Raw genomic sequence first — 22,581 nt, forward strand, 5'->3', positions numbered from 1 at the left:
CTACTCGACCGACCGGCCACGGCGTACCTGAAATGCCACCGGAAAGAGCGAGAACCGGCCCCGCGAGATCAGGCTCCAGACGCCCCGCGGAGCGGCCAGGACGATCACGATCGCCACGACCCCGAGTGCGACCAGGTACCACGTGCCCTGCTGGGCCAGCTGCTGCTGCAGGACGAAGAAGATGACCGCCCCGATGATGGGTCCCTCGATCGTCCCGATCCCGCCGATCACGACGATGAAGATCATGAACGCGCTGTAGTTGACCGAGTAGATCGAGTCCGGGGCCACCCGCAACGTGTTGATCGCGATGAGCGCCCCCGCGAGCCCCGCACCTGCGGACGACAGGACGTAGACGATCCGCTGCGACCGACGCACCGAGACGCCCAGGCTCGCCGCGGCGGTGGGGTCGTCCCGGATCGCCAGCAGCGCCAGGCCCATGCGCGACCTCATGAGCAGGTACGTCCCGACGACCACCAGCACCGCGAGGGTCAGGCCGAGCCAGTAGACCGTCGCGACCCGGTCGGTCCGGTCCACCCCCCTGAACGCCTCGAGCGACAGCCCCGAGCCGCCGCCGAGAGCGTCGATCTGGGTCGTCACGAGCTTGAACACCTCGGCCACGACCCATGTGCCGATCGCGAAGTATCCGCCGACCAGCCGAAACACGAGGAACGACGTGGGCAGCGCCAGGGCCGCGCACACGACACCGGCCAGCAGCACCGCCGCGAGCAGCGGGACGCCGAGCTGGTCGGCCACGTAGACGACCCCGTAGCCGCCCGCACCGACGAAGGCCTGCTGGCCGATGGAGACGAGTCCGCCGTAGCCGGCCAGCAGGTTCCACGTGGTCGCCATGATGATCAGGACGAACAGGCCCACCAGGTCGGACAGGGCACCCAGGGAGACGTTGTAGGGCACCCAGAGGGCCAGGAACAGCACCCCGATCGCCAGGCCGGCCAGGCCGAGGAGCGCACGTCGTCCGCCGCGATCCACGTGCGGAGCAGCGGCGTCGTGGGTCGGTGTCGGCGCGGTCGTGGTCATGCGGTCACCATCTTCGGCATCAGTCCACTGGGTCGGAAGGCGAGCACGGCGAGGAAGACGAGGTGTCCCACCAGCACGCCGTACGCGGGGTCGATCTGGGCGCCGACGGTCTGCGCGACCCCCAGCACCAGGCCGCCGAGCAGGGTGCCCCAGAGCGAGCCGAGCCCGCCGATGATCACGGCCTCGAAGGCGAAGATCAGCACCAGGTCGCCGTAGCCCGGCGTGAACTGGGTGCTCATCCCGATGAACGCCCCGGCGAGGGCGACGCTGCCGACCGCGATGGCCGTGGCGAGGGCGTACAGGTGACGGTCGTCGATGCCCATGAGCTGGGCGGCCTCTCGGTCGTCACTCGTCGCCCGCATGGCCCGCCCGACGCGCGTCCTGGCGAGGAACAGCTGGATCCCGGTGATCACCACGACTGCGACGACGAGGGTCAGCAACGAGAAGACACCGATGGACAGCCCCGAGACGATTCGGATGCTCGCGGTGCCGAGGTCCCCGATGCCGATGCTGCGGGAGTTGGCGCTGGCGGTCTCCTGCAGGACGTTGACGATGATGACGGCCAGGCCGAACGTCACGAGCAGGGGCGCGAGCTCGCCGCGGGACAGGGCAGCGTTGAGCAGCCCGCGCTGCAGCGCGTACCCGACACCGGCCGCGACGGCCACGGCCAGCACGAGGGCCAGGACGAGCGGGACGCCGAGGCTGTCCACCAGGAACAGCACGACGTACGCCGCGGCGACCGCCAGGGCCCCGTGCGCCAGGTTGACGATGCGCATGACGCCGAAGATGAGCGACAGGCCGCACGCGAGCAGGGTGTACTGCCCGCCGAGCAGGAGCCCCTGGACGAGGGCGTTGATCCAGTCCATCAGCGGGCCTCCAGACCGAAGTAGGCCGCTGCCACGTCGTCGCGGGTGACCGTGGCGGCCGGAGCCTCGAGCACCGTCCGCCCCTCGAGGAGGCACTGGACGTGATCCGCGACGGCGAGCGCCTGCGAGACGTCCTGCTCGACGAGCAGGACCGTCGTGCCGCGTGAGCTGATGACCGGCAGGGCCTGGTAGATGTCCTTGACGACGACGGGCGCCAGGCCGAGGGACACCTCGTCGAGCAGCAGCAGGCGCGGATTCGCCATGAGGGCACGGCCGATCGCGGTGGCCTGCTGCTCCCCGCCGGACAGGTGGGTGCCGATGCGGCCCCGGCGCTCCGCGAGCAGCGGGAACGCCTCGAACACCGAGGTGAGGTTCCAGGGGCCGGGTCGCCGGCTGTAGCCGCCGACCTGCAGGTTCTCCTCCACGGTGAGCGACTTGAAGATGCGGCGGCCCTCCGGGACGAGGGAGATCCCCGCGGCGACCCGCTCGTGGGGCGCCGTGCCGGCCAGGTCGTGCCCGCCGAAGCGGACGGCTCCTGCCGATGCGCCGAGCAGTCCGGACACCGCCTTCAGGAGCGTCGACTTCCCCGCTCCGTTGGCGCCCATCATGGCCAGCGTCTCGCCCTCGTCCAGGGTCAGGGAGATGCCGTGGATCGCCTGGAAGTCGCCGTAGTGGACGTCCACCGACTCCAGGTCGAGCAGCGCGGTCATCGGGTCTCGTCCTCCGGCTCGGGGATGCTGCCGAGGTACACCTCGGTCACCTCCGGGCTGCGCATCACGGCGTGCGGGTCGCCGGTCGCGACGACATCCCCCATGGCCAGGCACATGAGCCGGTCCACCACCTGCAGGAGCGCGTGCACGATGTGCTCGATCCAGATGATCGCCATGCCGGAGTCGCGCAGCCGGGCGATGACCTCGATCAGCTCGGGGAGCTCGCGGTCGGTCAGGCCGCCCGCGATCTCGTCGAGCAGCAGCAGCCGGGGCGAGGTCGCGAGGGCACGGGCCAGCTCGAGCCGTTTGCGGTCCAGGAGCCGAAGACTCCCCGCCTGGACGTTCTCGACGTGCGCCAGGCCTGCGGTCGCGATGGCCTCGTGGGCGCGCTCGTACGCGGCACCGCGCCGGCTCTGGCCCGCGAAGGTGGCGCCGACCAGCACGTTCTCGAACACGGTCAGCCCGCCGAAGGGACGCGGGATCTGGTGCGTGCGGGCGATGCCGCGCCGGCCGCGCGCCGCCGCGTCCAGCGAGGTCACGTCGTGCCCGTCGAGGATGATGCTCCCGGCGTCCGGGCGCTGACCGCCGTTCACGAGGTCGAGGAGCGTGGACTTGCCCGCACCGTTCGGGCCGACCACCCCCAGCACCTCCCCCGCGCTGACGTGGAAGGAGACGCTGTTGGCGGTCGTGACCCGACCGAACCTCTTGGCCAGGCCCTCGGCCCTCATGAGCGGAGCGGTCCCCGCGGAGGTGCTCACGGGAGCGGCTCGGCCTTGCCGCCCAGCGGGACCTCGGGGGCGAGCTTGTTGGACACGACCACCAGGTCGTACGGGTGATCCGTGCCCGGCCGCCACTGGCCGCCCGCGAGCGGCGTCTTGGCGACGTACGGCGGGATGCCCGAGTCCTTGCCCCAGGTGACCTCACCGACGACGGTCGGCACCGACAGGGACTTCATGGCCCCGATGATCGCGTCGGAGTCGGTCGAGCCGGCCTCCTTCACCGCGGCTGCGGTCACCTCGAACAGTGCGTGGGCGAAGCCGAGGGGCTGGGTCCACTGCTGTCCGGTCTTCTTCTCGTACGCGTCCGCGAGCTCCTTGGCGCTCTGGCCGGTCAGCGAGCTCTTGTACGGCGCGGTCGGGGTCCACCAGACCTCGCTGGACAGGTTCGTCGCGATGTCGCCGAGCGCCTCGACCGAGGACGGGAACAGCAGCGCCTTGCCGATGGTCGCGACCTTCGGCTCGTAGCCCTGCTGCTTGGCCTGCTTCCAGAACGTCGTGAAGTCCGGCGGGATCGGGACGCCGAGCAGGATGTCGCTGCCCTTGAACGCGGAGATCTGGGCCGAGAAGTCCTTCGTGCCGTTCGCGTAGTTGCCGGGGTCCTTGATCGTGACGCCGGAGTCCTTGGTGAGCGCCGGGAAGTTCGCGCCCCAGGCCTGACCGTCCGGATCGTTGGGGAACATGCCGCCGGCCTTGCCGTTGTTGTCGACCTGGCTCCAGATGTCGGAGTAGACGGCCGCGACGTCCTCCAGGCCCCAGAAGAAGTGATAGCTGTACTTCAGGTCGGCCGGCTTGTCCCCGCTGCGGATCGCGAAGGGCTGCCAGGGCGCGACGGTCGTGATGCAGGGCACCGAGTTGGCCTCGCACTGCTCGGACACCGGGTTCACGATGTCGGGGGTCGAGGAGGCGATCACGACGTCGACGTCGTCGCTGTTGATGAGCTGCGAGGCGACCTCGCCGGCACGCGTGGAGTCGCTCTGCGCGTCGCGCACGACGATCTCGACGTCGTACGTGTCGCCGCCGACCTTCAGCGGGTTCTCCTTGAAGTACGACTTCATCTCGTCGACCACGAAGGTGTTCGCCTCACCGAACGGCGCCGAGGCCCCCGTCGTGGTCGACACGAAGCCGATCTTCAACGTCTTGTCGCTCTCGGCGTCCCCTCCGCCCACCGAGCCCGAGCAGGCCGAGAGCGAGACCGCCATGACGGCCGCTGCCGCCGGGACGAGCGTGCGTGAGATTCTCATGGAACCCTCCTGAAACCGTGTGCCGTGATCGTCGACGACGTGCAGAGCCTCTGCGGCTCACAGTCTGTGACGTGCGTCATGGCCCGTGGCGGATTGCGCACGATTCCGGGCACATCTGCGAACGGATGGCCGTTTTGGCGGCCCGTCAGGGCGGGTTCGGGCGGCGGAGACGACTCAGGCCCTGACCAGCAGTGTGTGCTGGTCAGGGCCTGATCTCCCGTGGCAGGTGCAGGGTTCGAACCTGCGTAGGCTGAGCCGTCTGATTTACAGTCAGATCCCTTTGGCCACTCGGGCAACCTGCCGGGGTGTTGCCGGGGCAACGACAAGCAACACTATCGCAGGCGTTTAGTCTGAGAGAAATCAGACCCACCGCAACGCTTCAGGAGCACCCCTTCATGGCCGACTCATCCTTCGACATCGTGAGCAAGATCGACCGTCAGGAGGCCGACAACGCGCTGAACCAGGCGGTCAAGGAGATCCAGACCCGCTACGACTTCAAGAACACCGGCGCCGAGATCAAGTGGAGCGGCGAGTGGGGCGTCGAGATCACCGCGAACGCCGACGAGCGCGCCCTCGCGGTGCTCGACGTGTTCAAGGACAAGCTGATCAAGCGCGGCATCTCGCTCAAGTCGCTGGAGGAGGGCGAGCCCCGCCAGTCCGGCAAGGACGTGAAGATCAACTGCACGTTCGGCGAGGGGATCAGCCAGGAGCAGGCCAAGAAGGTCTCCAAGCTCATCCGCGACGAGGGCCCCAAGGGCGTCAAGGTGCAGATCCAGGGCGACGAGCTGCGGGTCACGAGCAAGAAGCGCGACGACCTGCAGGAGGTCCAGCAGCTCCTCAAGGGCGCCGACCTGGACTTCGCCGTCCAGTTCACCAACTACCGCTGACCGGCCCCGGGGCGGACGCAAGATGAGGGTTTCCGGTAGCTGCGGCTACCGGAAACCCTCATCGTTCGTCGCCGCCGGGACGGAGGGTGAGGGTTTCGGGCAGCAGGAGCTGCCGCAAACCCTCATCGTTGGTCCGCCGGAGGCTCAGGGGAGGTGGCGGAGCAGGAGGTCGGGCCAGGCGCTGAGGGCCAGGAGCGCGGCCGTGCCGATCAGCACCGTGGACTTGGCGACGCGCACCGACACCGGTGGGGACGGGCTGACGTACGCCTCGCCCACCGGTCGGTCGCACAGCCGCACCACGAGGCGCAGGTAGTACGCGAGGCCCAGCATCACGTTGAGGCCCATCACGACCGCGAGCCAGACGTGGTCGGACTCGACGACCGGCCGGATCACGACGTACTTGGTCACCAGGCCGATCACGGCGGGCGGGAAGCCGGCCAGCACGAGCGCCGCGACGACCAGCGGTATGCCCATCCACGGATCGGTGCGGGCCATGCCCCTCAGCTCGTCGAGGCTCGTGCTCCCCCGCAGCCGCAGCACGACCGAGAGCGCCGCGAACGCCACCAGGTTGGCCAGGGCGTAGACCGCGAGGTACTGCACCGGAGCCGTCAGGCCCTCGCGCGACAGCACCGCGACGGACGGGGCGATGAGGAAGCCGGCCTGCGCGATCGACGACCAGGCGAGCAGGCCGATCGCATCGTCCTGCCGCAGGGCCCCGAGGTTGCCGATCGTCATCGTGGCGGCCGCGACCACCGCGAGCACCGGCTGCCACGACGCGTACGCGTGCGGGAGCGCGACGTTGACCAGGATCAGCAGCGCACCCAGCGCGGCGGCCTTCGAGACCGTCGAGAGGAAGCCCGCGACCATGACCGAGGCCCCCGCGTACGCATCGGGGACCCACGCGTGGAACGGCACCGCACCGAGCTTGAACAGCAGGCCGACCAGGGTCAGCACGACCGCCACCGCGACGACGCCCTCGGGCACCTCGGGCCGGGCCAGCGCGTCGCGGATCTCGTCGTAGTCCATCGACCCGGTCACCCCGTAGAGCAGCGAGATGCCCATGAGGGTGATCGCGGTGGAGACGACCGACGCGAGGAAGAACGTCCACGCCGACCGGATCGCGACCCGGTCGCCCTGGCGCAGACCGACCAGGGCGATCGACGGCAGGGAGAGCAGCTCCAGCGCGACCACCAGCGTCACCAGGTCGCGCGCGGACACCATCAGCACGCCGCCCGCGGCGGCACTCATCAGCAGGAAGTGGAACTCCCCCGGCGGCATCGCGGTCTCGAAGTTCATGATGTTGGCCGCGACCACGACGAACAGCGTCCCGACCAGCACGATCGCCGTCAGCGCGAACGTGTAGCTGCCCAGGTCGTCGCGGTACGCGTGCGCGAGCACGCCGGCGCCCACGAGGGCGGCCGCGGCCGGCAGCTCCGGGCCGTTCCAGGTGCGGCGGGGGAAGAACGCGTCGACCAGCAGCGCCACGAGGGCGCCGGCCATGACGAGCACGGCAGGGGCGACGAGATGCCAGTCGACAGGAATGTTCATCGGGCGAAGGACCTCGTGAAGGGCTCGAACAGGTCAAGGAGCGGCCCCGGCCACAGGCCGAGGACGACCGCGGCGACGACGAGCGTGCCGAGCACGGCCACCTCACGGCGATCCAGGTCGCGGTCGCCGTCGTGGGGCACGGGCTCCCCCTGGGCCAGCAACCTGATCGCCCGCGTGAAGTACGCGGTCGTCAGCGCGATGCCGAGCAGCGCCAGGCCCAGCGCGGTCCAGGCGACCGGCCGGGTGAGCACGTCCCCGATCTCGTACGCCGCGCGCAGCGACAGCAGCTCGCCCCAGAAGCCCGCGAGCCCCGGCAGTCCCAGGCTCGCGACCGCGGCCAGGACGAAGGTGACCGCGAGCCAGGGCGTACGCGCGTAGAGCCCGCGGCCGATCGCGGCCATCGAGGCCGAGCCGAAGCGGTCCTTGAGCGATCCGGCCGTGAAGAACAGCAGCCCCGTCACGACACCGTGCGCGACGGAGCCGAAGACGGCCGCCGCGAGGCCCACCTGGCTCTGCGTCGAGATCGCGATGACCACGAAGCCCATGTGCCCGATGCTCGAGTACGCGATGAGGCGCTTGAGGTCGTCCTGCGCGTAGCAGGCGAGCGCGGACCACACGATGCCCAGCGCGCCCGCGATCGCGAGGTAGGGGGCGACGTCGTCGAAGCGCAGGAGCAGGGGGCTGAACAGGATCAGCCCGTACGTGCCGAGCTTGAGGAAGACCGCCGCGAGCAGCACGGAGCCGACCGTCGGGGCCGCGCTGTGGGCCCCAGGCAGCCAGGTGTGCAGCGGGACGACCGGGGTCTTGACCGCGAACCCGAGCGTCACCAGGACTGCGGCCGCCAGCGACCCCGAGGCCGCGTCGTCGACCTGCAGCGACCCGCCGTCGAGGCCGATGGCCACGATGCCCACCAGCAGCAGCCCGGAGCCGGAGACCGTGAAGAGCAGGAACCGGGTCGCAGCCGTCCTGGCCCCCGCGGCCTCGTCGCCCCACCAGGCGATGACGAACCACATGGGGATGAGCGCGAGCTCGAAGAACACGAAGAACAGCAGCAGGTCGAGCGAGCTGAACACGCCGAGGGACGAGGCGCTGATGACGAGCACGAGCCCGACCAGCGCCGGCGCGGCGTCCCGCGCGACCAGCCACAGGCAGCACAACAGGCCGATCGCCGCGGTCATCAGCAGGAACGGCCACGAGACGGCGGTGACCCCCAGGTGCAGCCGGGCACCGACCGGCTCGATCCACGGCTCGTCGACCTCGCCGGAGACGACGTCGCGGCCCTCCCACACGAGCGCGTACAGGACGAGCGAGACGGTCATCGCCGCCGCTCCGGTCCATGCGGCCACCGGACCTGAGAACCTGGCCCGGCCGATCAGGAGCACCAGCCCGACGACGGCGGGCACGAGAAGAGCGACGACGATCATGTCAGGACCACCCCGACGACCACGAGCACCAGCACGCCCGCAGCGACGAGCGTCGCATAGCGCTGCACGTTGCGGGACTGGGCGAGGCCGAGCACGTGGGATGCGCGTTCGGCCAGCCCCGCCCCCGCGCGGGGGTACGCGTCGACAGCCTCCTGGTCGAGGTCGACGACCGTGCGGGAGACCCCCCGCACGACCGCGGGCAGCCAGCGCGACAAGGGCCGGTCGAGGCCGAGCTCGGCGGTCAGCGGGCCGATCTCGAGGTCGACGGACGCGCCCCTGCGCCACAGCAGCACGATCGTGCCGACGCCCGCGGCAGCGAGCGCGGTGGTCAGCAGGCCCGTCCCGAGATGGAACGGCTGGCCGATCGATAGCGCGAACGTCGCAACGGCCAATACGACCAGCGGGCCGGTCATCGCCGATGGCGCCTCGTGGCCCGCGTGGCCGTCGGGAGCGGGACCGAAGAACGCCTTCAGCCACAACCGCGTGGCGTACGCCGCGGTGAGGAAGACAGTCACGAGCGCGGCGGCCAGCAGCGCGTACGCCGTGCCGGACGCGAGGCCACCGTCGTGGTCGGTCGCCTGCTCGATCGAGTGGAGCACCGAGTCCTTGGTGAAGAAGCCTGCCGTGGGGACGAGACCCGCGAGGGCCGTGAACCCCACGGTCGTCGACCAGAAGGTGACCGGCATCGACGCCCGCAGGCCGCCCATCGCGCTCAGCGCGCTCGAGCCGACCGCGTGCATGAGGCAGCCGCAGCCGAGGAACAGCAGGGCCTTGAAGACTCCGTGCGAGATCAGGTGGCTGAGGCCGGCGTCAGGGTCGGCCGCCGCGATCGCCCCGAGCATCAGGGCGAGCTGGCTGACGGTCGACCACGCGAGCGCCCGCTTCAGATCGGTCTGCACGAGCGCCAGGACCGCGCCCAGCAGCATCGTGATGCCGGCGACGACGGCCATCGCGGTCACGACGACGGTCGACTCGGCGTAGAGGAAGAACAGCCGTGCCGCGAGGTAGACGCCCGCCGCCACCATCGTCGCGGCGTGGATCAGCGCCGTGATGGGTGTCGGGCCGGGCATCGCGTCGGGCAGCCAGGTGTGCAGCGGGAACTGCGCAGACTTGCCGATGACCGCGACGAGGACCAGCAGGCCGATCGCGGTCGCGTGCTGCGGGCTCTGGCCGGCGGCGATCTCGACGCCGATCAGGTCGTACGTCCCGTAGGTCTCGCCGATCACCAGGATCGCGAGCACCAGGCCGAGATCGGCGACGCGGGTCATCAGGAACGCCTTCGCGGCTCCGGCGCGGGCCTCCGCGGTCTGCCACTCGTGACCGATCAGCAGATAGGAGCACAGCCCCATGACCTCCCAGCCGACGAGCAGCACCCACAGGTTGGTCGTGCCGACCACCGCGATCATCGCGACGAGGAACAGCACGATGACCAGCGCGTACGACCGGTAGCGCGGGTGGTGCCCGAGGTAGGCCGTCGAGTAGATCTGCACGAGCAGGCCGACGCCGACCGCGAGCAGCACGAGCTGCGCCGAGGCGGGCAGGAGGAAGAGATCGGGCGACAGCGAGGGGAACGGCGGTCGGGTGCCCCCCGGCTCCCCGTCGTAGTAGGCGAACCACGCGGTCTCGTACAGGTGCGGGATCGCCCAGATGGCTGCGGCGATCGCGAGCGCCGCGGTCAGCGCGACGTACGCCCAGTGGCGCCCGGCGACGCGGCTCATCGGCCCACCTCGTCGACGTCGACCGTCCGCAGGGCGCGGAACAGGGCGAGCACGATCGCGAGCCCGAGGCCGATCTCGGCGGCCGCGATCGTGATCGTGAAGAGGGTCAGCACCTGCCCCGAGTGCAGGGCGTCGGCGAACCACGCGTCGAAGGCCACCAGGTTGAGGTTGACGGCATTGAGCATGAGCTCGACCCCGAGCAGCATCATGACCGCGTTGCGGCGGGCCAGCACCCCGTACACGCCGATCCCGAAGAGGGCGGCCGCCAGCACCAGCGGATAGAGCAGCGGCATCAGCGATCGGATCCTGACCGGGAGAGGACGATCGCGCCGACCAGCGCGGCCAGCAGCACCCCGCTGAGGATCTCGAACGGCAGCACCCAGTCGTTGAACAGGGCGTCGCCGATCGATCCGGCGGTGCCGATCCGGCGTCCCTCGATCTGCTCGCCGCGGAACCCCACGACCATCGTGGCCCCCAGCCCGACCGCAGCGGCCAGGCCCACGAGGGCAGCGATCCAGCGGTTGCCGGTCACCTCCGCGGAGCGCGCGCCGCTCGGCTGGCGGGTCAGCATAAGGGCGAAGATCACCAGCACGACGACCGAGCCGACGTACACGAGCACCTGCACCCACGCGACGAACTCGGCCGTCATCAGCACGAAGCAGCCGGCGACTGCGCCGAGCGTCACGACCAGCCACAGAGCCGCGTGGACCAGCTGGCCGCTGGTCATCGACAGCAGCGCGGAGCCGACCGCGACGACGGCCAGCACGAGGAAGACGATCTCGGTGAGGCTCATGCGTCCTCCTGCGGCAGCGAGGCGCGGTACGTGTCGAGCTCCTTGCCCTGCTCGGCGCCCGGGTCGAGGGGCTGCGGCGGCGGGACGGAGTCCATCCACGTACGCAGCCGGTTCATGTCGTGCGTGAGGTCCTTGAGGTCGCCCTCGGCGTACGCGAACTCCGGCGACCAGTGGAGCGCGTCGAACGGACAGACCTCGACGCAGATCGAGCAGTACATGCAGATCGAGTAGTCGATGTCGAAGCGGTCGAGGACGTTCTGGCTGCGGTCGCGCCCGCCCTCGGTGGTCGCCGGGATGATCTCCTTGTGCGAGTCGATCGTGATGCACCACGAGGGGCACTCACGGGCGCAGAGCATGCACGACGTGCAGTTCTCCTCCTGCAGCGCGATCACGCCCCGGCTGCGCGGCGGCAGCTCGGGCTCGACGTCCGGGTAGTGCGCCGTGACGCTGCGGTGCGTGAGATTGCGCCACGTCACGGCGAGCCCCTTCAGCAGGCCGCGGCCCCAGGTCCGGCGGGTCATGCGATCACCACCAGCGTCGTGATCAGCAGCTGGGCGAGGGCAACCGGCACCAGCACCTTCCAGGCCAGCGCATTGACCTGGTCCTCGCGGAGGCGCGGGTACGCGACGCGGGCCCAGATGACCAGGAACGAGACGAGCGCGATCTTGAGCAGCGACCACACCCAGCCGAGCTGGTCGGACCAGGGCCCGGCCCAGCCGCCGAGGAACAGCACGGTCGTCAGGGCGGCCAGCACCACGATGCCGGCGTACTCCGCGAGCAGGAACATCGCGAACCGCATGCCGCCGTACTCGGTGAGCGGTCCCATGACGAGCTCGGCATCGGCCAGCGGCGCGTCGAACGGCGGCCGCTGCAGCTCGGCCAGTCCGGCGACGAAGAAGACGACGAGGCCGGGCAGCTGCACGAGCAGCCACCACGGCTCCCAGGCGTCCGCGATGCCGACCAGCGACAGGGTGCCGGCGGCCATCGCGACGCTCGCGGCGGTCAGGACCATCGGCAGCTCGTACGACATGAGCTGCGCCGCGACCCGCATGCCACCGATGTAGGAGTACTTGTTGCCGCTGCCGAGCCCGCCCATCAGGGTGCCGAGCACGCCGACGCTCATCGCGGCGAGGACGAAGAACAGCCCGAGGTCGAGGTCCTGGCCGATCAGGTTGCCCTGGCCGAAGAACGGTCCGAGCGGGATCGCGAGCATTGCGACGAGGTACGGCACGAGCGCGACCACAGGGGCGAGCTCGAACACGCGGCGGTCGGCCGCGACCGGGGTGATGCTCTCCTTCTGGACGAACTTGATGCCGTCGGCGACGAGCTGGGCCCAGCCGTGGAAACCACCCGCGGCCATCGGTCCGACCCGGCTCTGCATGTGCGCCATGGTCTTGTGCTCCATCTGGCCCACCAGCAGCGGGAGGGTCAGGAACGCGACCAGGACCAGCAGGCAGCGCAGGAGGGTGTCGAGCAGCTCGCTCATGGTCCCCACTCCCCCGGATCGGGCACGCCGGGGGGCTTGACCCGTCGGCGGCTCGGCGAGTGCGTGGAGTCGGCATCGCTCTCACCGGGCTCCTTGCCGCCCGGCCACGGCTTGGCGACGCGCGAGGCGAGCACGAACTCCTTGCGGAGCGGATGCCCCTCGAAGCCGTCGGGCAGCAGCAGTGGCTCGGTGCTGGTCGGCTCGGAGTCGGCGGTCAAGAAGGTGATGCCGAACATCTCGTGGGTCTCGCGCTCGTGCCACGAGGCGCCGGCGAACACGTCCGCGACCGAGTCGACGACCGGGTCGTCGCGATCCAGGTAGGTCACCAGGAGCACGTGGTCCAGGGGGTGGGGCCGGGCCAGGTGCACGACGAGGCGGAACCCCTCGGGGTGCTCGTCGACCGCCGAGAGCCAGTCGAAGTACGTGTGGCCGTCCCGCTTGAGCCCCGCGACGGCGTCGTGCCAGCCGCCGCGCTCCACCACCCGGTGCGGGGGGCCGAAGGCGTTGTCCTCGATCGTCACTGATCGTCCACCGGCGGCGCCGGGACGCGCGGACTCAGCAGGGACGTCGCCGAGCGGGTGTAGCGCTGCGAGAGGTCCTCGCCCGCGATCTTGTCCTGCAGCGTGACGATGCCGTTGAGCAGCGCCTCGGGACGCGGCGGGCACCCCGGGACGTACACGTCGACGGGGATGATCTGGTCGACGCCCTTGGTCACCGAGTAGGAGTCCCAGTAGGGGCCGCCGGAGTTGGCGCACGAGCCGAAGCTGATGACGTACTTGGGCTCGGGCATCTGGTCGTACAGACGCTTGATGGCCGGCGCCATCTTGTCGGTGACGGTGCCCGACACGACCATGAGGTCGGCCTGGCGCGGGCCGGGCGCGAACGGGATGACCCCGAGCCTGATGAAGTCGTGGCGCGACATCGAGGCCGCGATGAACTCGATCGCGCAGCACGCGAGACCGAAGTTGAAGACCCACAGGGAGTACTTGCGACCCCAGTTGAGCAGGTAGCGGGCCGGCTTGGGGGCCATCTGCGAGCCGATGCCGAGGCTCTGCGGCGCGACGGTCGGCATCGGGAGGCTCACGGGGTCCACGACAGCACCCCCTTGCGCCAGGCGTACGCGAGGCCCACGACGAGGATGCCGATGAAGATGCCCATCTCGGCGGCGGCCGCGCGACCGATGTCGTCCAGCACGACGGCCCACGGGAACAAGAAGACCGCGTCGACCGCGAAGATCACGTAGAGGAACGCATAGACGTAGTAGCGGACCGTGGACTGGGCCCAGCCCTCGCCCACGGGGTCGACACCCGACTCGTACGTCGTGGTCTTGGCGCGCGACGCGACCTGCGGCCGCATGAGCCGGTTGACCCCGAGCATCGCGGTCGCCAGCAGGACGCCGACGAGGATGATCGCGCCGACGGCGGCGTAGTCGTCCAGGTAGGCGCGCATGCCCCCACTCTAGGCCCGTGGCGCCCCCCGGCTGCGGAGCCCCACACGTCCAAGATGTGGCGGTTCGAGCCCCCCAAACCTCACGCACCGTGAGATCTGGAGGGCCCGATCCGCCACATCTTGGGTGGGGTCGGGGTCGGGGCGCTAGCCCTGGGCGAGCTCGGAGACGTGGTTCCACTTCTCCCAGGTCTCGAGGCGCTTGGCGTAGTCGGCCTTGGCGATGCCCAGCGGGGCGGTGCCGAAGAAGACGCGCAGCGGCGGCTCCTGGGCGTCCACGATCTGCAGGATCGCGGCGCCCGAGGCGTGGGGGTCGCCCGGCTCGGCGTTGCGGCTCGCTCGCCCCTGCATGGTCTTCTCGCGGAATGCGTCGTACGCGGGGTTCTGCTCGGAGTGCGAGGCCGAGGCGCCGCCCCAGTCGGTGGAGAAGCCACCGGGCTCCACGAGCGTGACGTGGATGCCGAAGTCGGCGACCTCCTGGGCCAGGGCCTGCGAGAAGCCCTCGAGGCCCCACTTCGACGCGTGGTAGATGCCGACGAGGGGGAATGCCGAGATGCCGCCGATCGAGGACACCTGGATGATGTGGCCGCTGCCCTGCTCCCGCAGGAACGGCAGCGCGGCCTGGGTGACCCAGAGCGCGCCGAACAGGTTGGTCTCGATCTGGGCGCGGGCCTCGTCCTCGGTGATCTCCTCGATGAAGCCGAAGTGGCCGTAGCCCGCGTTGTTGACGATCACGTCGAGGCGGCCGAAGTGCTCGTGCGCCTGCGCGACCGCGGCGAAGTCCGCGTCGTGGTCGTTGACGTCGAGCTGCAGGGGCAGGATCGCGTCGCCGAACCGCTCGACGAGGTCGTCGAGGGTGGAGGTGTCGCGTGCCGTCGCGGCGACCCTGTCGCCGCGCTCCAGCGCTGCGATGCTCCACTCCCGACCGAAGCCGCGCGACGCGCCAGTGATGAACCAGATCTTGGGTGAGGTCATGACCCCGACGTTACGACCTGGAGCACGCTCCAGCACAAGTCGAGATGGCCGTGACGCTCACGGCACCCGCAGGAACGTGACCGCGAAGTCCGCGTCCTCGGTCCACGGCACGAGGTCCCACGTCGCGAACCGCTGCTCGTGCACGAGACCGGCCGCTGCGACGTCGGCGTCGAAGTCCGCCAGCGCGTACTCGCGATCAGTCGCGAAGCCCACGACGACCCGTCCGCCGGGACGAACGGCCGCGCGCACCGACGAGAGCACCGACTGCTCGGAGTCCGGCGCGACGAACACCATGACGTTGCCGGCCATGACCGCGAGGTCGAACGGCTCCTCGTCCAGCGCCAGCGTGGCCAGGTCCGCGACGACCCAACGGGGCCCGGGGTGGTCCTCTTCCGCGGCGGCGATCAGGACCGGATCCGCGTCCACCCCCACCACGGTGTGCCCACGGGCGTGCAGCTCGGCGCCGACCCGGCCGGGTCCGCAGCCGGCGTCGAGGATGCGGGAGCCCGGCGCGGTCGCCGCGTCGATCAGCCGCGCCTCGCCGGCGAGGTCGACGCCCTCCGCGGCCATGGTCCTGAAGCGTTCGACGTACCACGCGGAGTGGCCGTCCTTGGTGTCGGTGAACCAGCGGGGTCGATCAGTCATGCCTCCATCGTCGCCGACGCACCTCGGCGGGCGTACCCTCGGCTGGTGAACGACTCTCAGCGCGGCGCCGCGTTCGGCATCGCCGCCTATCTCTGCTGGGGGTTCTTCCCCCTCTACTGGCCGCTGCTGGAGCCCGCCGGATCGCTCGAGATCCTCGCGCACCGCTTCGTGTGGTCGATGGTGTTCGTCCTCGTCGCGATCACCGCGATGGGCAAGTGGCGGTCGTTCATCGCGATCGCCCACGACCGCAGGATGATGCTGATCCTCGCGGCCGCCTCCGTGGTCATCGCCGGCAACTGGGGCGGCTTCATCTACGGCGTCACCAACGGGCACGTGATCGAGACGTCGCTCGGCTACTTCATCAACCCGCTCGTGACGGTGATGCTCGGCGTCTTCGTGCTCAAGGAGACGTTGCGGCCGGCGCAGTGGGTGGCCATCGCGATCGGCGCCATCGCGGTCGTCGTCCTGACCGTGGACTACGGCCGGCTCCCCTGGGTCGCGCTCCTCGTGGCGTTCTCGTTCGCGGCCTACGGCTTCTTGAAGAAGAAGGCGGACCTCGGCGCCTTCGAGGGGCTGGGCATGGAGACGGCGATCCTGTTCCCGGTCGCCCTCGCATTCCTCGTCGTGCTCCAGCTCCGTGGCGAGCTCGCGTTCGGCCACGAGGGTCCCGGCAACGTGGCCCTCCTCGTGGGGACGGGCCTGGTCACCGCGATCCCGCTGCTGCTGTTCAGCGCGGCGGCGACGCGCCTGTCGCTCACGACGATCGGGCTGCTGCAGTACCTCGGCCCCATCATCCAGTTCATCGCGGGCCTGACGATCTTCGACGAGGACATGACCGACGCCCGCTGGGTCGGCTTCGTCCTGGTGTGGACGGCGCTCGTGATCTTCACCGCGGACGCCGTGCTCAGCCGTCGGCGGGTCCTGCACCGCAGCGCGGAGTCCGCGGCGCTGTAGACCTCAGCCGACGCGGGTCACGACCGTGTCGCACAGCTCCTGGAGCGCCGAGCGGGCCGACGAGTCGGGCAGCTTGGCGAGCAGGACGCCGGCGGCGTCCGCCTCGGCGCGGACGTACGAGCGGGCCTCGGCCATCGCGGGGTGGGCCCGCAGCAGCGCGAGCGCCTCGGCGTGCTCGGCGTCGTCGGTGAGGGGCCGGCCGAGCAGCGTCCGGAGCCGCTCGCTGCCGGGATCGGTCGAGCGCAGCGCGATGAGGGTCGGCAGCGTCGGGACGCCCTCACGCAGGTCGGTGCCGGGCGTCTTGCCCGAGTCGCCGGTCTCGCTGGCCACGTCGATGATGTCGTCCGCGAGCTGGAATGCGGCACCGATGCGCTCACCGAACTCGGTCAGCGTCTCCTGGACGTCTGCCGGTGCGCCGGCCATCTTGGAGCCGAACAGCGCCGCGGTCGCGATGAGCGAACCGGTCTTGTCCGCGACGACCGCGAGATAGTGCGCCAGCGCGTCCTCGTCGTCGGCCGGGCCGATCGTCTCGCGGATCTGGCCCTGGACCAGCCGCGAGAACGTGCGCGCCTGGATGCGCACCGCTTCGGTGCCGAGATCGGAGACCAGGTCGGAGGCCTGCGCGAACAGGTAGTCGCCCACGAGGATCGCGACCGAGTTGCCCCACCGGGCGTTGGCGCTGGGCGCCCCGCGCCGCACGTCGGCCTCGTCCATGACGTCGTCGTGGTAGAGCGTCGCGAGGTGGGTCAGCTCGACGACCACGGCCGACCGTGCGACGTCCGCCCGGGAGGACTCACCGAACTCGGCCGCGAGCAGCACCAGCAGCGGGCGGAAGCGCTTGCCGCCCGCGTTGAGCAGGTGGGCGGCCGCCTCGGCGACGAGCCGGTCGGGGCTGTCGACGGCAGCCCGCAGCTGTCGCTCGACCTCCTCGACGCCCGCGAGCACGCGTGCCTCGAAGGCGGCGTCGGTGAACGAGACACCCAGAGTGGACACGCACAGCTCCTAGCACAAACAGTCCCGCGAAATGGTCAACGCACGAAGGCGCCCGCATGCTGCGCAAGATCCAGCACCGGTCCCGGAATGATACCGAGTCCCACTGTGGCGACCGCAGCCACGACGATCACAGCGCTCGTCAGCGCGCTCGGGACTGCGACCGTCGGCCCGTCCCCGACCGGGTCGGTGAAGAACATCAGCACGATGACCCGCACGTAGAAGTACGCCGCCAGCGCGCTCACCAGCACGCCGATCACGACCAGCCACCAGAACCCTCCGGCGTACGCCGCGCTGAACACGCCCCACTTGCCGATGAAGCCGCCGGTGAGCGGGATGCCCGCGAACGACAGCATGAAGAGGGCGAACGCGCCCGCGAGCCACGGCGACGTCCGGCCGAGGCCGGCCCACCTCGACAGGTGGGTGGTCTCGCCACCGGAGTCACGCACGAGCGTCACGACCGCGAACGCGCCGATCGAGGACACCCCGTAGACCGCGAGGTAGAACAGCACGCTCGAGACCGACGTGATGCGGTCGGCCGAGGCCACGCCCGCGTACGCCCCGACGAAGCCCACGAGCAGGAAGCCCGCGTGCGCGATCGAGGAGTACGCGAGCATCCGCTTGACGTCGGTCTGCGAGATCGACACGACGGCTCCGAGGAACATCGTGATGATCGCGATCGCGACGATCGTGGGACGCCAGTCCCACTGCGAGCCGCCGAACGCGACGAAGAAGACCCGCAGGAGGGCCAGGAACGCCGCCGCCTTGGTGCCCGCGGCCATGAACGCCGTGACGGGCGTCGGCGCGCCCTGGTAGACGTCCGGCGTCCACGTGTGGAACGGGGCCGCGCCGATCTTGAACAGCAGGCCGACCGCGATGAGCGCGATCGCCGCGAGCAGCATGTTCTCGCTGCCGGCGCGGCTCGAGACCGCGGTGTCGATCGCGGACAGCTCGAAGCTGCCGGAGTAGCCGTATGCCAGCGCGATGCCGTAGAGGAAGAAGACCGACGAGAACGCACCGAGCAGGAAGTACTTGAGCGCGGCCTCCTGGCTGAGCAGCCGCCGCCGGCGGGCCAGCCCGCACAGCAGGTACAGCGGCAGGGACAGCACCTCCAGCGCCACGAACATCGTCAGCAGGTCGTTCGCGGTCGCGAACAGCATCATGCCGACCAGCGCGAACATCGCGAGCGGGAAGACCTCGGTGTGCTCGACCCGCAGCTTGACCGCCTCGGCCTCGGACGCCGAGCCGGGGGCGTCCGCCGCACGGCCGGTGAATGCGCTCAGCCCGCCCTCGAGCCTGCGCTCGGCGAACAGCAGCATGCTCAGCAGGGCGAACAGCAGCAGGATGCCCCACGCGAAGACGCCGGGGCCGTCGATCGAGAGCGCACCCTCGGCCGCGACCTTGCCGCGGGCGACGAGCCCGGACTCGACCGTGTCGAGATCGGTGTAGACCCAGACGGTGTCCGCCAGGGCGGCGACGATGCCGACCACGGCGAGGACGACCTGGGTCATGAACCGGGCCGGGCGAGGGCAGAAGGCCTCGACGAGCACTCCCACCACGGCCACGCCGGCGATGATGAACAACGGGCCGAGCAGCGCGTACTCGATCTCGGGTGCCGCGATCGGGGGCAGGTCCGTCGCGGTGATGAGGTTCCGCATCAGTGACCTCCCTCTTCCTCGGCGGATGTGTCGATGGTCGTGGGCGTCCTCGGCGGAGGATCACCCTTGCCGACGTTGCTCATGACCGTGTCGATGGCCGGCGAGATCGCGTTGAGCATCGGCTGGGGGAAGAAGCCCAGGGCCACGATCAGAACGATCGCCGGGGTCAGGGCCGCGATCTCGCGCGGCTCGAGGTCCGTGACGCCCTCGCTGCCGGGCTGGAGCGGCCCGGTCATCGTGCGCTGGTACATGATCAGGATGTAGAGCGCGGCCAGCACGATGCCGAGCGTGGCCACCGCGGCCGCCGGGATCGAGCGCGTGAACGTCCCCGCCAGGACCAGGAACTCCGAGACGAACGGGGCCAGGCCCGGCAGCGACAGGCTCGACAAGCCGGCGATGAGCAGGACTCCGGACAGGATCGGCGCGATCTTCTGGACGCCGCCGAAGTCACCGATCCGGGCCGATCCACGGCGGGCGATCATGATGCCGGTGACCAGGAACAGCGCCGCGGTCGAGAGTCCGTGGTTGAACATGTAGAGGGTCGCGCCGGCCATCGACGTCGTCGTGAAGGCGAAGATGCCGAGGATGATGAAGCCGAAGTGCGACACCGAGGTGAACGCGATGAGGCGCCGGATGTCGTCCTGCCCGATCGCGAGCAGCGCACCGTAGATGATGCTGATGACGGCCAGGACGATGATGACCGGGCTGGCCCAGTCCGCGGCCTCGGGGAACAGCCCCACGCACCAGATGATCATGCCGAACGTGCCGATCTTGTCGACCACGCTCACCATCAGCACCGAGGTGCCGGGGGTCGCCTGGCCGGCCGCGTCGGGCAGCCACGTGTGCAGCGGGAACAGCGGCGCCTTGATCGCGAACGCCGCCATGAAGCCGAGGAACAGCAGCCGCTCGGTGGTCTGGCCGAGATCGAGCCCCTGCAGGTCCGCGAGCAGGTACGACGCATCGCCCTGGCGCGAGCTGACCACGTACAGGCCCACGATCGAGGCCAGCATCAGCAGGCCGCCCACGAGGTTGTAGATCAAGAACTTCACCGCGGCGTACGAGCGGTGGGGACCGCCGAACGAGCCGATGAGGAAGTACAGCGGGATGAGCGTGGCCTCGAACAGGACGTAGAACAAGAACGCGTCGGTCGCGGAGAAGGCCCCGATCGCGAGGCCCTCGACCGCCAGCATCCACGCGAGGTACGCGTTGGTGCTGCGCGGATCGGGCAGCCGGTCGCCGATCGCGGCCAGCAGGACGATCGGGGTCAGGATCGTCGTCAGCAGGATAAGCGTGATGCCGATGCCGTTGACGCCGACCGCGTAGTGCGCGCCGAAGGCGCTGATCCACTCATGGGTGCTGGTCAGCTGGTAGCCACCGGACTCGGGGTCGAACTGCGCGAGGGCGACGAGCGCCAGCGCGAGGGTGATCAGCGAGACGGCGAGGGCGATCGTCTTGGCCCGCAGCTGCGAGCCGGACTCACGGGGCAGGAGCGCAAGGATCAGCGCGCCCGCGATCGGGGTCGCGGCCAGGATCGTCAGGATCATGCGAGGGTCACCGCCAGGAGGCACAGGACGAGGATGGCGACGCCACCGAACATCGTGAGGGCATAGGAACGGACGTAGCCGGTCTGCGGCTTGCGAAGGAACTGCGAGGTGTCACCGAGCCGGTCGGCCACACCCGTGACGAAGCCGTCGATGCCCCGGCCGTCGAACCACACCAGGAACCGGGTGAGGTGGCGCATCGGGCGGACCACGACCGCGTCGTTGACCTCGTTGCCGTAGAGCTCGTGGCGGCCGGCGCGGGCCCAGATCGACACGTCCGCGTCGGGGGGTGTCTCCCCCGCGATCGGCTTGCGGCCGTAGGTGAGGAAGCCGAGTGCGACGCCCGAGGCAGCGACGAGGGTGATGATCGCCGTGAGGGCGATCGCGGGGATCGCGAGCTCCTCGTGCTCACCGTGCCCCACCACGGGCTCGAGCCAGTCCACGATCCAGTCACCGAGCAGCAGCAGGCCGCCCAGCAGGGACAGGGCACCGAGGGCGATGAGCGGGACGGTCATGACCTTGGGCGACTCGTGCGGGTGGACGCCCTCCTTCCACCGCTTGTCGCCGAAGAAGGTCATCATCATGAGGCGGGTCATGTAGAACGCGGTGACGCCGGCGCCCAGCAGTGCGCCGAGGCCCACCCAGACGTTCTCGCCGAATGCGGTCTCGATGATCTTGTCCTTGGACCAGAATCCCGAGAACCCCGGGAAGCCGATGATCGCGAGGTAGCCGAGGGCGAACGTCACGAACGTGACCGGCATGGCCTTGCGCAGCGCGCCGTAGTGGCGCATGTCGACGTCGTCGTCCATGCCGTGCATGACCGATCCGGCCCCGAGGAACATGTTGGCCTTGAAGAAGCCGTGCGTGATGAGGTGGAAGATCGCGAACGGATAGCCCGCCGGGCCGAGTCCGGCCGCGAGCATCATGTAGCCGATCTGACTCATGGTGGAGCCGGCCAGCGCCTTCTTGATGTCGTCCTTGGCGCAGCCGATCCACGCGCCGGCCAGCAGCGTGACGAGGCCGACGATCATGACCGCGGTGCGCGCCACCTCCGAGGAGTCGAACACTCCGCCGCTGCGGACGACGAGGTAGACGCCCGCGGTGACCATGGTCGCCGCGTGGATCAGGGCCGAGACCGGGGTCGGGCCCTCCATCGCGTCGAGCAGCCAGCTCTGCAGCGGCACCTGGGCGGACTTGCCGCACGCCCCGAGCAGCAGCAGCAGGCCCAGCGCGGTCGCGACCCCGTCGCCGGCTCCCGGTGCGGCGGCGTTGACCGCGTGGATCGCCGTGGTGCCGAACTGCGCGAACATCAGCATGATCGCGAGCGCCATGCCGATGTCACCGACGCGGTTGACCACGAACGCCTTCTTGGCCGCTGCGGCCGCGGACGGCTTGTGCTGCCAGAAGCCGATGAGCAGGTACGACGCGAGGCCGACGCCCTCCCAGCCGAGGAACAGCACGAGGTAGTCGCTCGCGAGCACGAGCGTGAGCATCGCGGCGATGAAGATGTTGAGGTACGCGAAGAACCGGCGGCGCCGCGGGTCGTGCTCCATGTAGCCGATCGAGTAGACGTGGATCAGGGTGCCCACGCCGGTGATCAGCAGGACGAACAGGCCCGAGAGCTGGTCGAACGTGAAGCCCATCTCGACATGGAACGTCCCGGTGTCCATCCACGTGAACAGCGACGTGGACTGCGAGCGGTCCTCGGCGTCCTTGCCCAGCAGGGACGCGAAGAGCACCGCACCGAACAGGAACGAGGCGGCCGACGCGGCCGTCCCGATGAGGTGGCCGAACCGGTCGGACTCCTTGCCCCAGACCAGGAGCAGGGCGCCGCTGGCCAGTGGGATGGCGATGAGCAGCCACTGAAGATCGAACATCGTGCTCC

At 70.0% G+C, this 22,581-nt stretch carries 23 protein-coding genes and 1 tRNA gene; 2 read left to right on the plus strand and 22 right to left on the minus strand.

Features of this window, described 5'->3' with window-relative positions; genetic code table 11:
- The 6 genes from GEV26_RS15525 to GEV26_RS15550 all read right to left on the minus strand — a co-directional run bounded on the left by GEV26_RS15525 (position 1) and on the right by GEV26_RS15550 (position 4,933).
- Positions 1-1,035 carry a branched-chain amino acid ABC transporter permease gene (locus GEV26_RS15525; RefSeq protein ID WP_153654481.1) on the minus strand — a complete coding sequence of 345 codons (1,035 nt, stop codon included), beginning with the start codon at positions 1,033-1,035 and terminating at the stop codon, positions 1-3.
- Positions 1,032-1,901, minus strand: coding sequence for a branched-chain amino acid ABC transporter permease (locus GEV26_RS15530; protein WP_153654482.1), 870 nt, complete (start codon positions 1,899-1,901; stop codon positions 1,032-1,034). Before GEV26_RS15530 ends, GEV26_RS15525 begins: the two co-directional genes overlap by 4 nt.
- Positions 1,901-2,611, minus strand: coding sequence for an ABC transporter ATP-binding protein (locus GEV26_RS15535; protein WP_194839890.1), 711 nt, complete (start codon positions 2,609-2,611; stop codon positions 1,901-1,903). The genes GEV26_RS15530 and GEV26_RS15535 overlap by 1 nt, the downstream gene beginning before the upstream one ends.
- Positions 2,608-3,369 carry an ABC transporter ATP-binding protein gene (locus GEV26_RS15540; protein WP_243838781.1) on the minus strand — a complete coding sequence of 254 codons (762 nt, stop codon included), beginning with the start codon at positions 3,367-3,369 and terminating at the stop codon, positions 2,608-2,610. Before GEV26_RS15540 ends, GEV26_RS15535 begins: the two co-directional genes overlap by 4 nt.
- Positions 3,366-4,631 (minus strand): ABC transporter substrate-binding protein, encoded by a 1,266-nt coding sequence (locus GEV26_RS15545; protein WP_153654483.1) that lies wholly within the window; start codon positions 4,629-4,631, stop codon positions 3,366-3,368. Before GEV26_RS15545 ends, GEV26_RS15540 begins: the two co-directional genes overlap by 4 nt.
- Before the next feature lie 220 nt (positions 4,632-4,851).
- Positions 4,852-4,933, minus strand: a tRNA-Tyr gene (locus GEV26_RS15550).
- A 93-nt stretch (positions 4,934-5,026) separates the two neighbouring features.
- Between GEV26_RS15550 and GEV26_RS15555 the strand changes: the two genes are divergently transcribed.
- Positions 5,027-5,518, plus strand: a complete 492-nt coding sequence (locus GEV26_RS15555) for a YajQ family cyclic di-GMP-binding protein (protein ID WP_153654484.1) — start codon at positions 5,027-5,029, stop codon at positions 5,516-5,518.
- Positions 5,519-5,662: 144 nt separating this feature from the next.
- Here the strand turns inward: GEV26_RS15555 and GEV26_RS15560 are convergent, their stop codons facing one another.
- The 12 genes from GEV26_RS15560 to GEV26_RS15615 form a co-directional block, all read right to left on the minus strand.
- Positions 5,663-7,066: an NADH-quinone oxidoreductase subunit N gene (locus GEV26_RS15560; protein ID WP_153654485.1), complete on the minus strand. Its 1,404-nt coding sequence runs from the start codon at positions 7,064-7,066 to the stop codon at positions 5,663-5,665.
- The gene (locus GEV26_RS15565) at positions 7,063-8,490 is read right to left on the minus strand and encodes a complex I subunit 4 family protein (RefSeq protein ID WP_153654486.1); all 1,428 of its coding nucleotides are present in this window, start codon (positions 8,488-8,490) and stop codon (positions 7,063-7,065) included. Before GEV26_RS15565 ends, GEV26_RS15560 begins: the two co-directional genes overlap by 4 nt.
- Positions 8,487-10,208 carry an NADH-quinone oxidoreductase subunit 5 family protein gene (locus tag GEV26_RS15570; protein WP_153654487.1) on the minus strand — a complete coding sequence of 574 codons (1,722 nt, stop codon included), beginning with the start codon at positions 10,206-10,208 and terminating at the stop codon, positions 8,487-8,489. The genes GEV26_RS15565 and GEV26_RS15570 overlap by 4 nt, the downstream gene beginning before the upstream one ends.
- The gene (nuoK, locus tag GEV26_RS15575) at positions 10,205-10,501 is read right to left on the minus strand and encodes an NADH-quinone oxidoreductase subunit NuoK (protein ID WP_153654488.1); all 297 of its coding nucleotides are present in this window, start codon (positions 10,499-10,501) and stop codon (positions 10,205-10,207) included. Before nuoK ends, GEV26_RS15570 begins: the two co-directional genes overlap by 4 nt.
- Positions 10,501-11,001: an NADH-quinone oxidoreductase subunit J family protein gene (locus tag GEV26_RS15580; protein WP_153654489.1), complete on the minus strand. Its 501-nt coding sequence runs from the start codon at positions 10,999-11,001 to the stop codon at positions 10,501-10,503. The genes nuoK and GEV26_RS15580 overlap by 1 nt, the downstream gene beginning before the upstream one ends.
- The gene (locus GEV26_RS15585) at positions 10,998-11,522 is read right to left on the minus strand and encodes a NuoI/complex I 23 kDa subunit family protein (protein WP_153654490.1); all 525 of its coding nucleotides are present in this window, start codon (positions 11,520-11,522) and stop codon (positions 10,998-11,000) included. Before GEV26_RS15585 ends, GEV26_RS15580 begins: the two co-directional genes overlap by 4 nt.
- Positions 11,519-12,487: a complex I subunit 1/NuoH family protein gene (locus GEV26_RS15590; RefSeq protein ID WP_153654491.1), complete on the minus strand. Its 969-nt coding sequence runs from the start codon at positions 12,485-12,487 to the stop codon at positions 11,519-11,521. Before GEV26_RS15590 ends, GEV26_RS15585 begins: the two co-directional genes overlap by 4 nt.
- A complete protein-coding gene (locus tag GEV26_RS15595; protein ID WP_153654492.1) occupies positions 12,484-13,008 on the minus strand; it encodes an NADH-quinone oxidoreductase subunit C in 525 nt (174 codons plus the stop codon). The genes GEV26_RS15590 and GEV26_RS15595 overlap by 4 nt, the downstream gene beginning before the upstream one ends.
- Positions 13,005-13,580 (minus strand): NADH-quinone oxidoreductase subunit B, encoded by a 576-nt coding sequence (locus GEV26_RS15600; RefSeq protein WP_328596552.1) that lies wholly within the window; start codon positions 13,578-13,580, stop codon positions 13,005-13,007. The genes GEV26_RS15595 and GEV26_RS15600 overlap by 4 nt, the downstream gene beginning before the upstream one ends.
- Positions 13,568-13,936: an NADH-quinone oxidoreductase subunit A gene (locus tag GEV26_RS15605; RefSeq protein WP_153654493.1), complete on the minus strand. Its 369-nt coding sequence runs from the start codon at positions 13,934-13,936 to the stop codon at positions 13,568-13,570. The genes GEV26_RS15600 and GEV26_RS15605 overlap by 13 nt, the downstream gene beginning before the upstream one ends.
- Positions 13,937-14,080: 144 nt before the next feature.
- The gene (locus tag GEV26_RS15610) at positions 14,081-14,908 is read right to left on the minus strand and encodes an SDR family oxidoreductase (protein ID WP_153654494.1); all 828 of its coding nucleotides are present in this window, start codon (positions 14,906-14,908) and stop codon (positions 14,081-14,083) included.
- Between the two features lie 57 nt (positions 14,909-14,965).
- Positions 14,966-15,553 (minus strand): class I SAM-dependent methyltransferase, encoded by a 588-nt coding sequence (locus tag GEV26_RS15615; protein ID WP_153654495.1) that lies wholly within the window; start codon positions 15,551-15,553, stop codon positions 14,966-14,968.
- A 45-nt stretch (positions 15,554-15,598) separates the two neighbouring features.
- Here GEV26_RS15615 and rarD point away from each other — a divergent pair, with 45 nt between their 5' ends.
- A complete protein-coding gene (rarD, locus tag GEV26_RS15620; protein ID WP_208430981.1) occupies positions 15,599-16,507 on the plus strand; it encodes an EamA family transporter RarD in 909 nt (302 codons plus the stop codon).
- Between the two features lie 3 nt (positions 16,508-16,510).
- Here the strand turns inward: rarD and GEV26_RS15625 are convergent, their stop codons facing one another.
- From GEV26_RS15625 to nuoL, 4 genes are read right to left on the minus strand one after another with little or no spacing between them, the layout of a single operon-like run.
- Positions 16,511-17,500 carry a polyprenyl synthetase family protein gene (locus GEV26_RS15625; protein WP_153654496.1) on the minus strand — a complete coding sequence of 330 codons (990 nt, stop codon included), beginning with the start codon at positions 17,498-17,500 and terminating at the stop codon, positions 16,511-16,513.
- 35 nt (positions 17,501-17,535) lie between these two features.
- On the minus strand, positions 17,536-19,155 hold the full coding sequence (nuoN, locus tag GEV26_RS15630) for an NADH-quinone oxidoreductase subunit NuoN (RefSeq protein WP_153654497.1): 1,620 nt from the start codon (positions 19,153-19,155) through the stop codon (positions 17,536-17,538).
- Positions 19,155-20,699 (minus strand): NADH-quinone oxidoreductase subunit M, encoded by a 1,545-nt coding sequence (locus tag GEV26_RS15635; RefSeq protein WP_153654498.1) that lies wholly within the window; start codon positions 20,697-20,699, stop codon positions 19,155-19,157. The genes nuoN and GEV26_RS15635 overlap by 1 nt, the downstream gene beginning before the upstream one ends.
- Positions 20,696-22,573 carry an NADH-quinone oxidoreductase subunit L gene (gene nuoL, locus GEV26_RS15640; RefSeq protein ID WP_153654499.1) on the minus strand — a complete coding sequence of 626 codons (1,878 nt, stop codon included), beginning with the start codon at positions 22,571-22,573 and terminating at the stop codon, positions 20,696-20,698. The genes GEV26_RS15635 and nuoL overlap by 4 nt, the downstream gene beginning before the upstream one ends.
- Between the last annotated feature and the right edge of the window lie 8 nt (positions 22,574-22,581).

It is taken from the genome of Aeromicrobium yanjiei, assembly GCF_009649075.1.
Classification (GTDB): Bacteria; Actinomycetota; Actinomycetes; order Propionibacteriales; family Nocardioidaceae; genus Aeromicrobium; species Aeromicrobium yanjiei.

Excerpts from the sequence above, each read along its gene's own strand:
- GEV26_RS15525 (WP_153654481.1), bottom strand. The coding sequence starts at position 1,035 with ATGACCACGACCGCGCCGACACCGACCCACGACGCCGCTGCTCCGCAC.
- GEV26_RS15530 (WP_153654482.1), bottom strand. The coding sequence starts at position 1,901 with ATGGACTGGATCAACGCCCTCGTCCAGGGGCTCCTGCTCGGCGGGCAG.
- GEV26_RS15535 (WP_194839890.1), bottom strand. The coding sequence starts at position 2,611 with ATGACCGCGCTGCTCGACCTGGAGTCGGTGGACGTCCACTACGGCGAC.
- GEV26_RS15545 (WP_153654483.1), bottom strand. The coding sequence starts at position 4,631 with ATGAGAATCTCACGCACGCTCGTCCCGGCGGCAGCGGCCGTCATGGCG.
- GEV26_RS15555 (WP_153654484.1), top strand. The coding sequence starts at position 5,027 with ATGGCCGACTCATCCTTCGACATCGTGAGCAAGATCGACCGTCAGGAG.
- GEV26_RS15560 (WP_153654485.1), bottom strand. The coding sequence starts at position 7,066 with ATGAACATTCCTGTCGACTGGCATCTCGTCGCCCCTGCCGTGCTCGTC.
- GEV26_RS15565 (WP_153654486.1), bottom strand. The coding sequence starts at position 8,490 with ATGATCGTCGTCGCTCTTCTCGTGCCCGCCGTCGTCGGGCTGGTGCTC.
- GEV26_RS15570 (WP_153654487.1), bottom strand. The coding sequence starts at position 10,208 with ATGAGCCGCGTCGCCGGGCGCCACTGGGCGTACGTCGCGCTGACCGCG.
- nuoK (WP_153654488.1), bottom strand. The coding sequence starts at position 10,501 with ATGCCGCTGCTCTATCCGCTGGTGCTGGCGGCCGCCCTCTTCGGGATC.
- GEV26_RS15580 (WP_153654489.1), bottom strand. The coding sequence starts at position 11,001 with ATGAGCCTCACCGAGATCGTCTTCCTCGTGCTGGCCGTCGTCGCGGTC.
- GEV26_RS15585 (WP_153654490.1), bottom strand. The coding sequence starts at position 11,522 with ATGACCCGCCGGACCTGGGGCCGCGGCCTGCTGAAGGGGCTCGCCGTG.
- GEV26_RS15590 (WP_153654491.1), bottom strand. The coding sequence starts at position 12,487 with ATGAGCGAGCTGCTCGACACCCTCCTGCGCTGCCTGCTGGTCCTGGTC.
- GEV26_RS15605 (WP_153654493.1), bottom strand. The coding sequence starts at position 13,936 with ATGCGCGCCTACCTGGACGACTACGCCGCCGTCGGCGCGATCATCCTC.
- GEV26_RS15610 (WP_153654494.1), bottom strand. The coding sequence starts at position 14,908 with ATGACCTCACCCAAGATCTGGTTCATCACTGGCGCGTCGCGCGGCTTC.
- GEV26_RS15615 (WP_153654495.1), bottom strand. The coding sequence starts at position 15,553 with ATGACTGATCGACCCCGCTGGTTCACCGACACCAAGGACGGCCACTCC.
- nuoN (WP_153654497.1), bottom strand. The coding sequence starts at position 19,155 with ATGCGGAACCTCATCACCGCGACGGACCTGCCCCCGATCGCGGCACCC.
- GEV26_RS15635 (WP_153654498.1), bottom strand. The coding sequence starts at position 20,699 with ATGATCCTGACGATCCTGGCCGCGACCCCGATCGCGGGCGCGCTGATC.
- nuoL (WP_153654499.1), bottom strand. The coding sequence starts at position 22,573 with ATGTTCGATCTTCAGTGGCTGCTCATCGCCATCCCACTGGCCAGCGGC.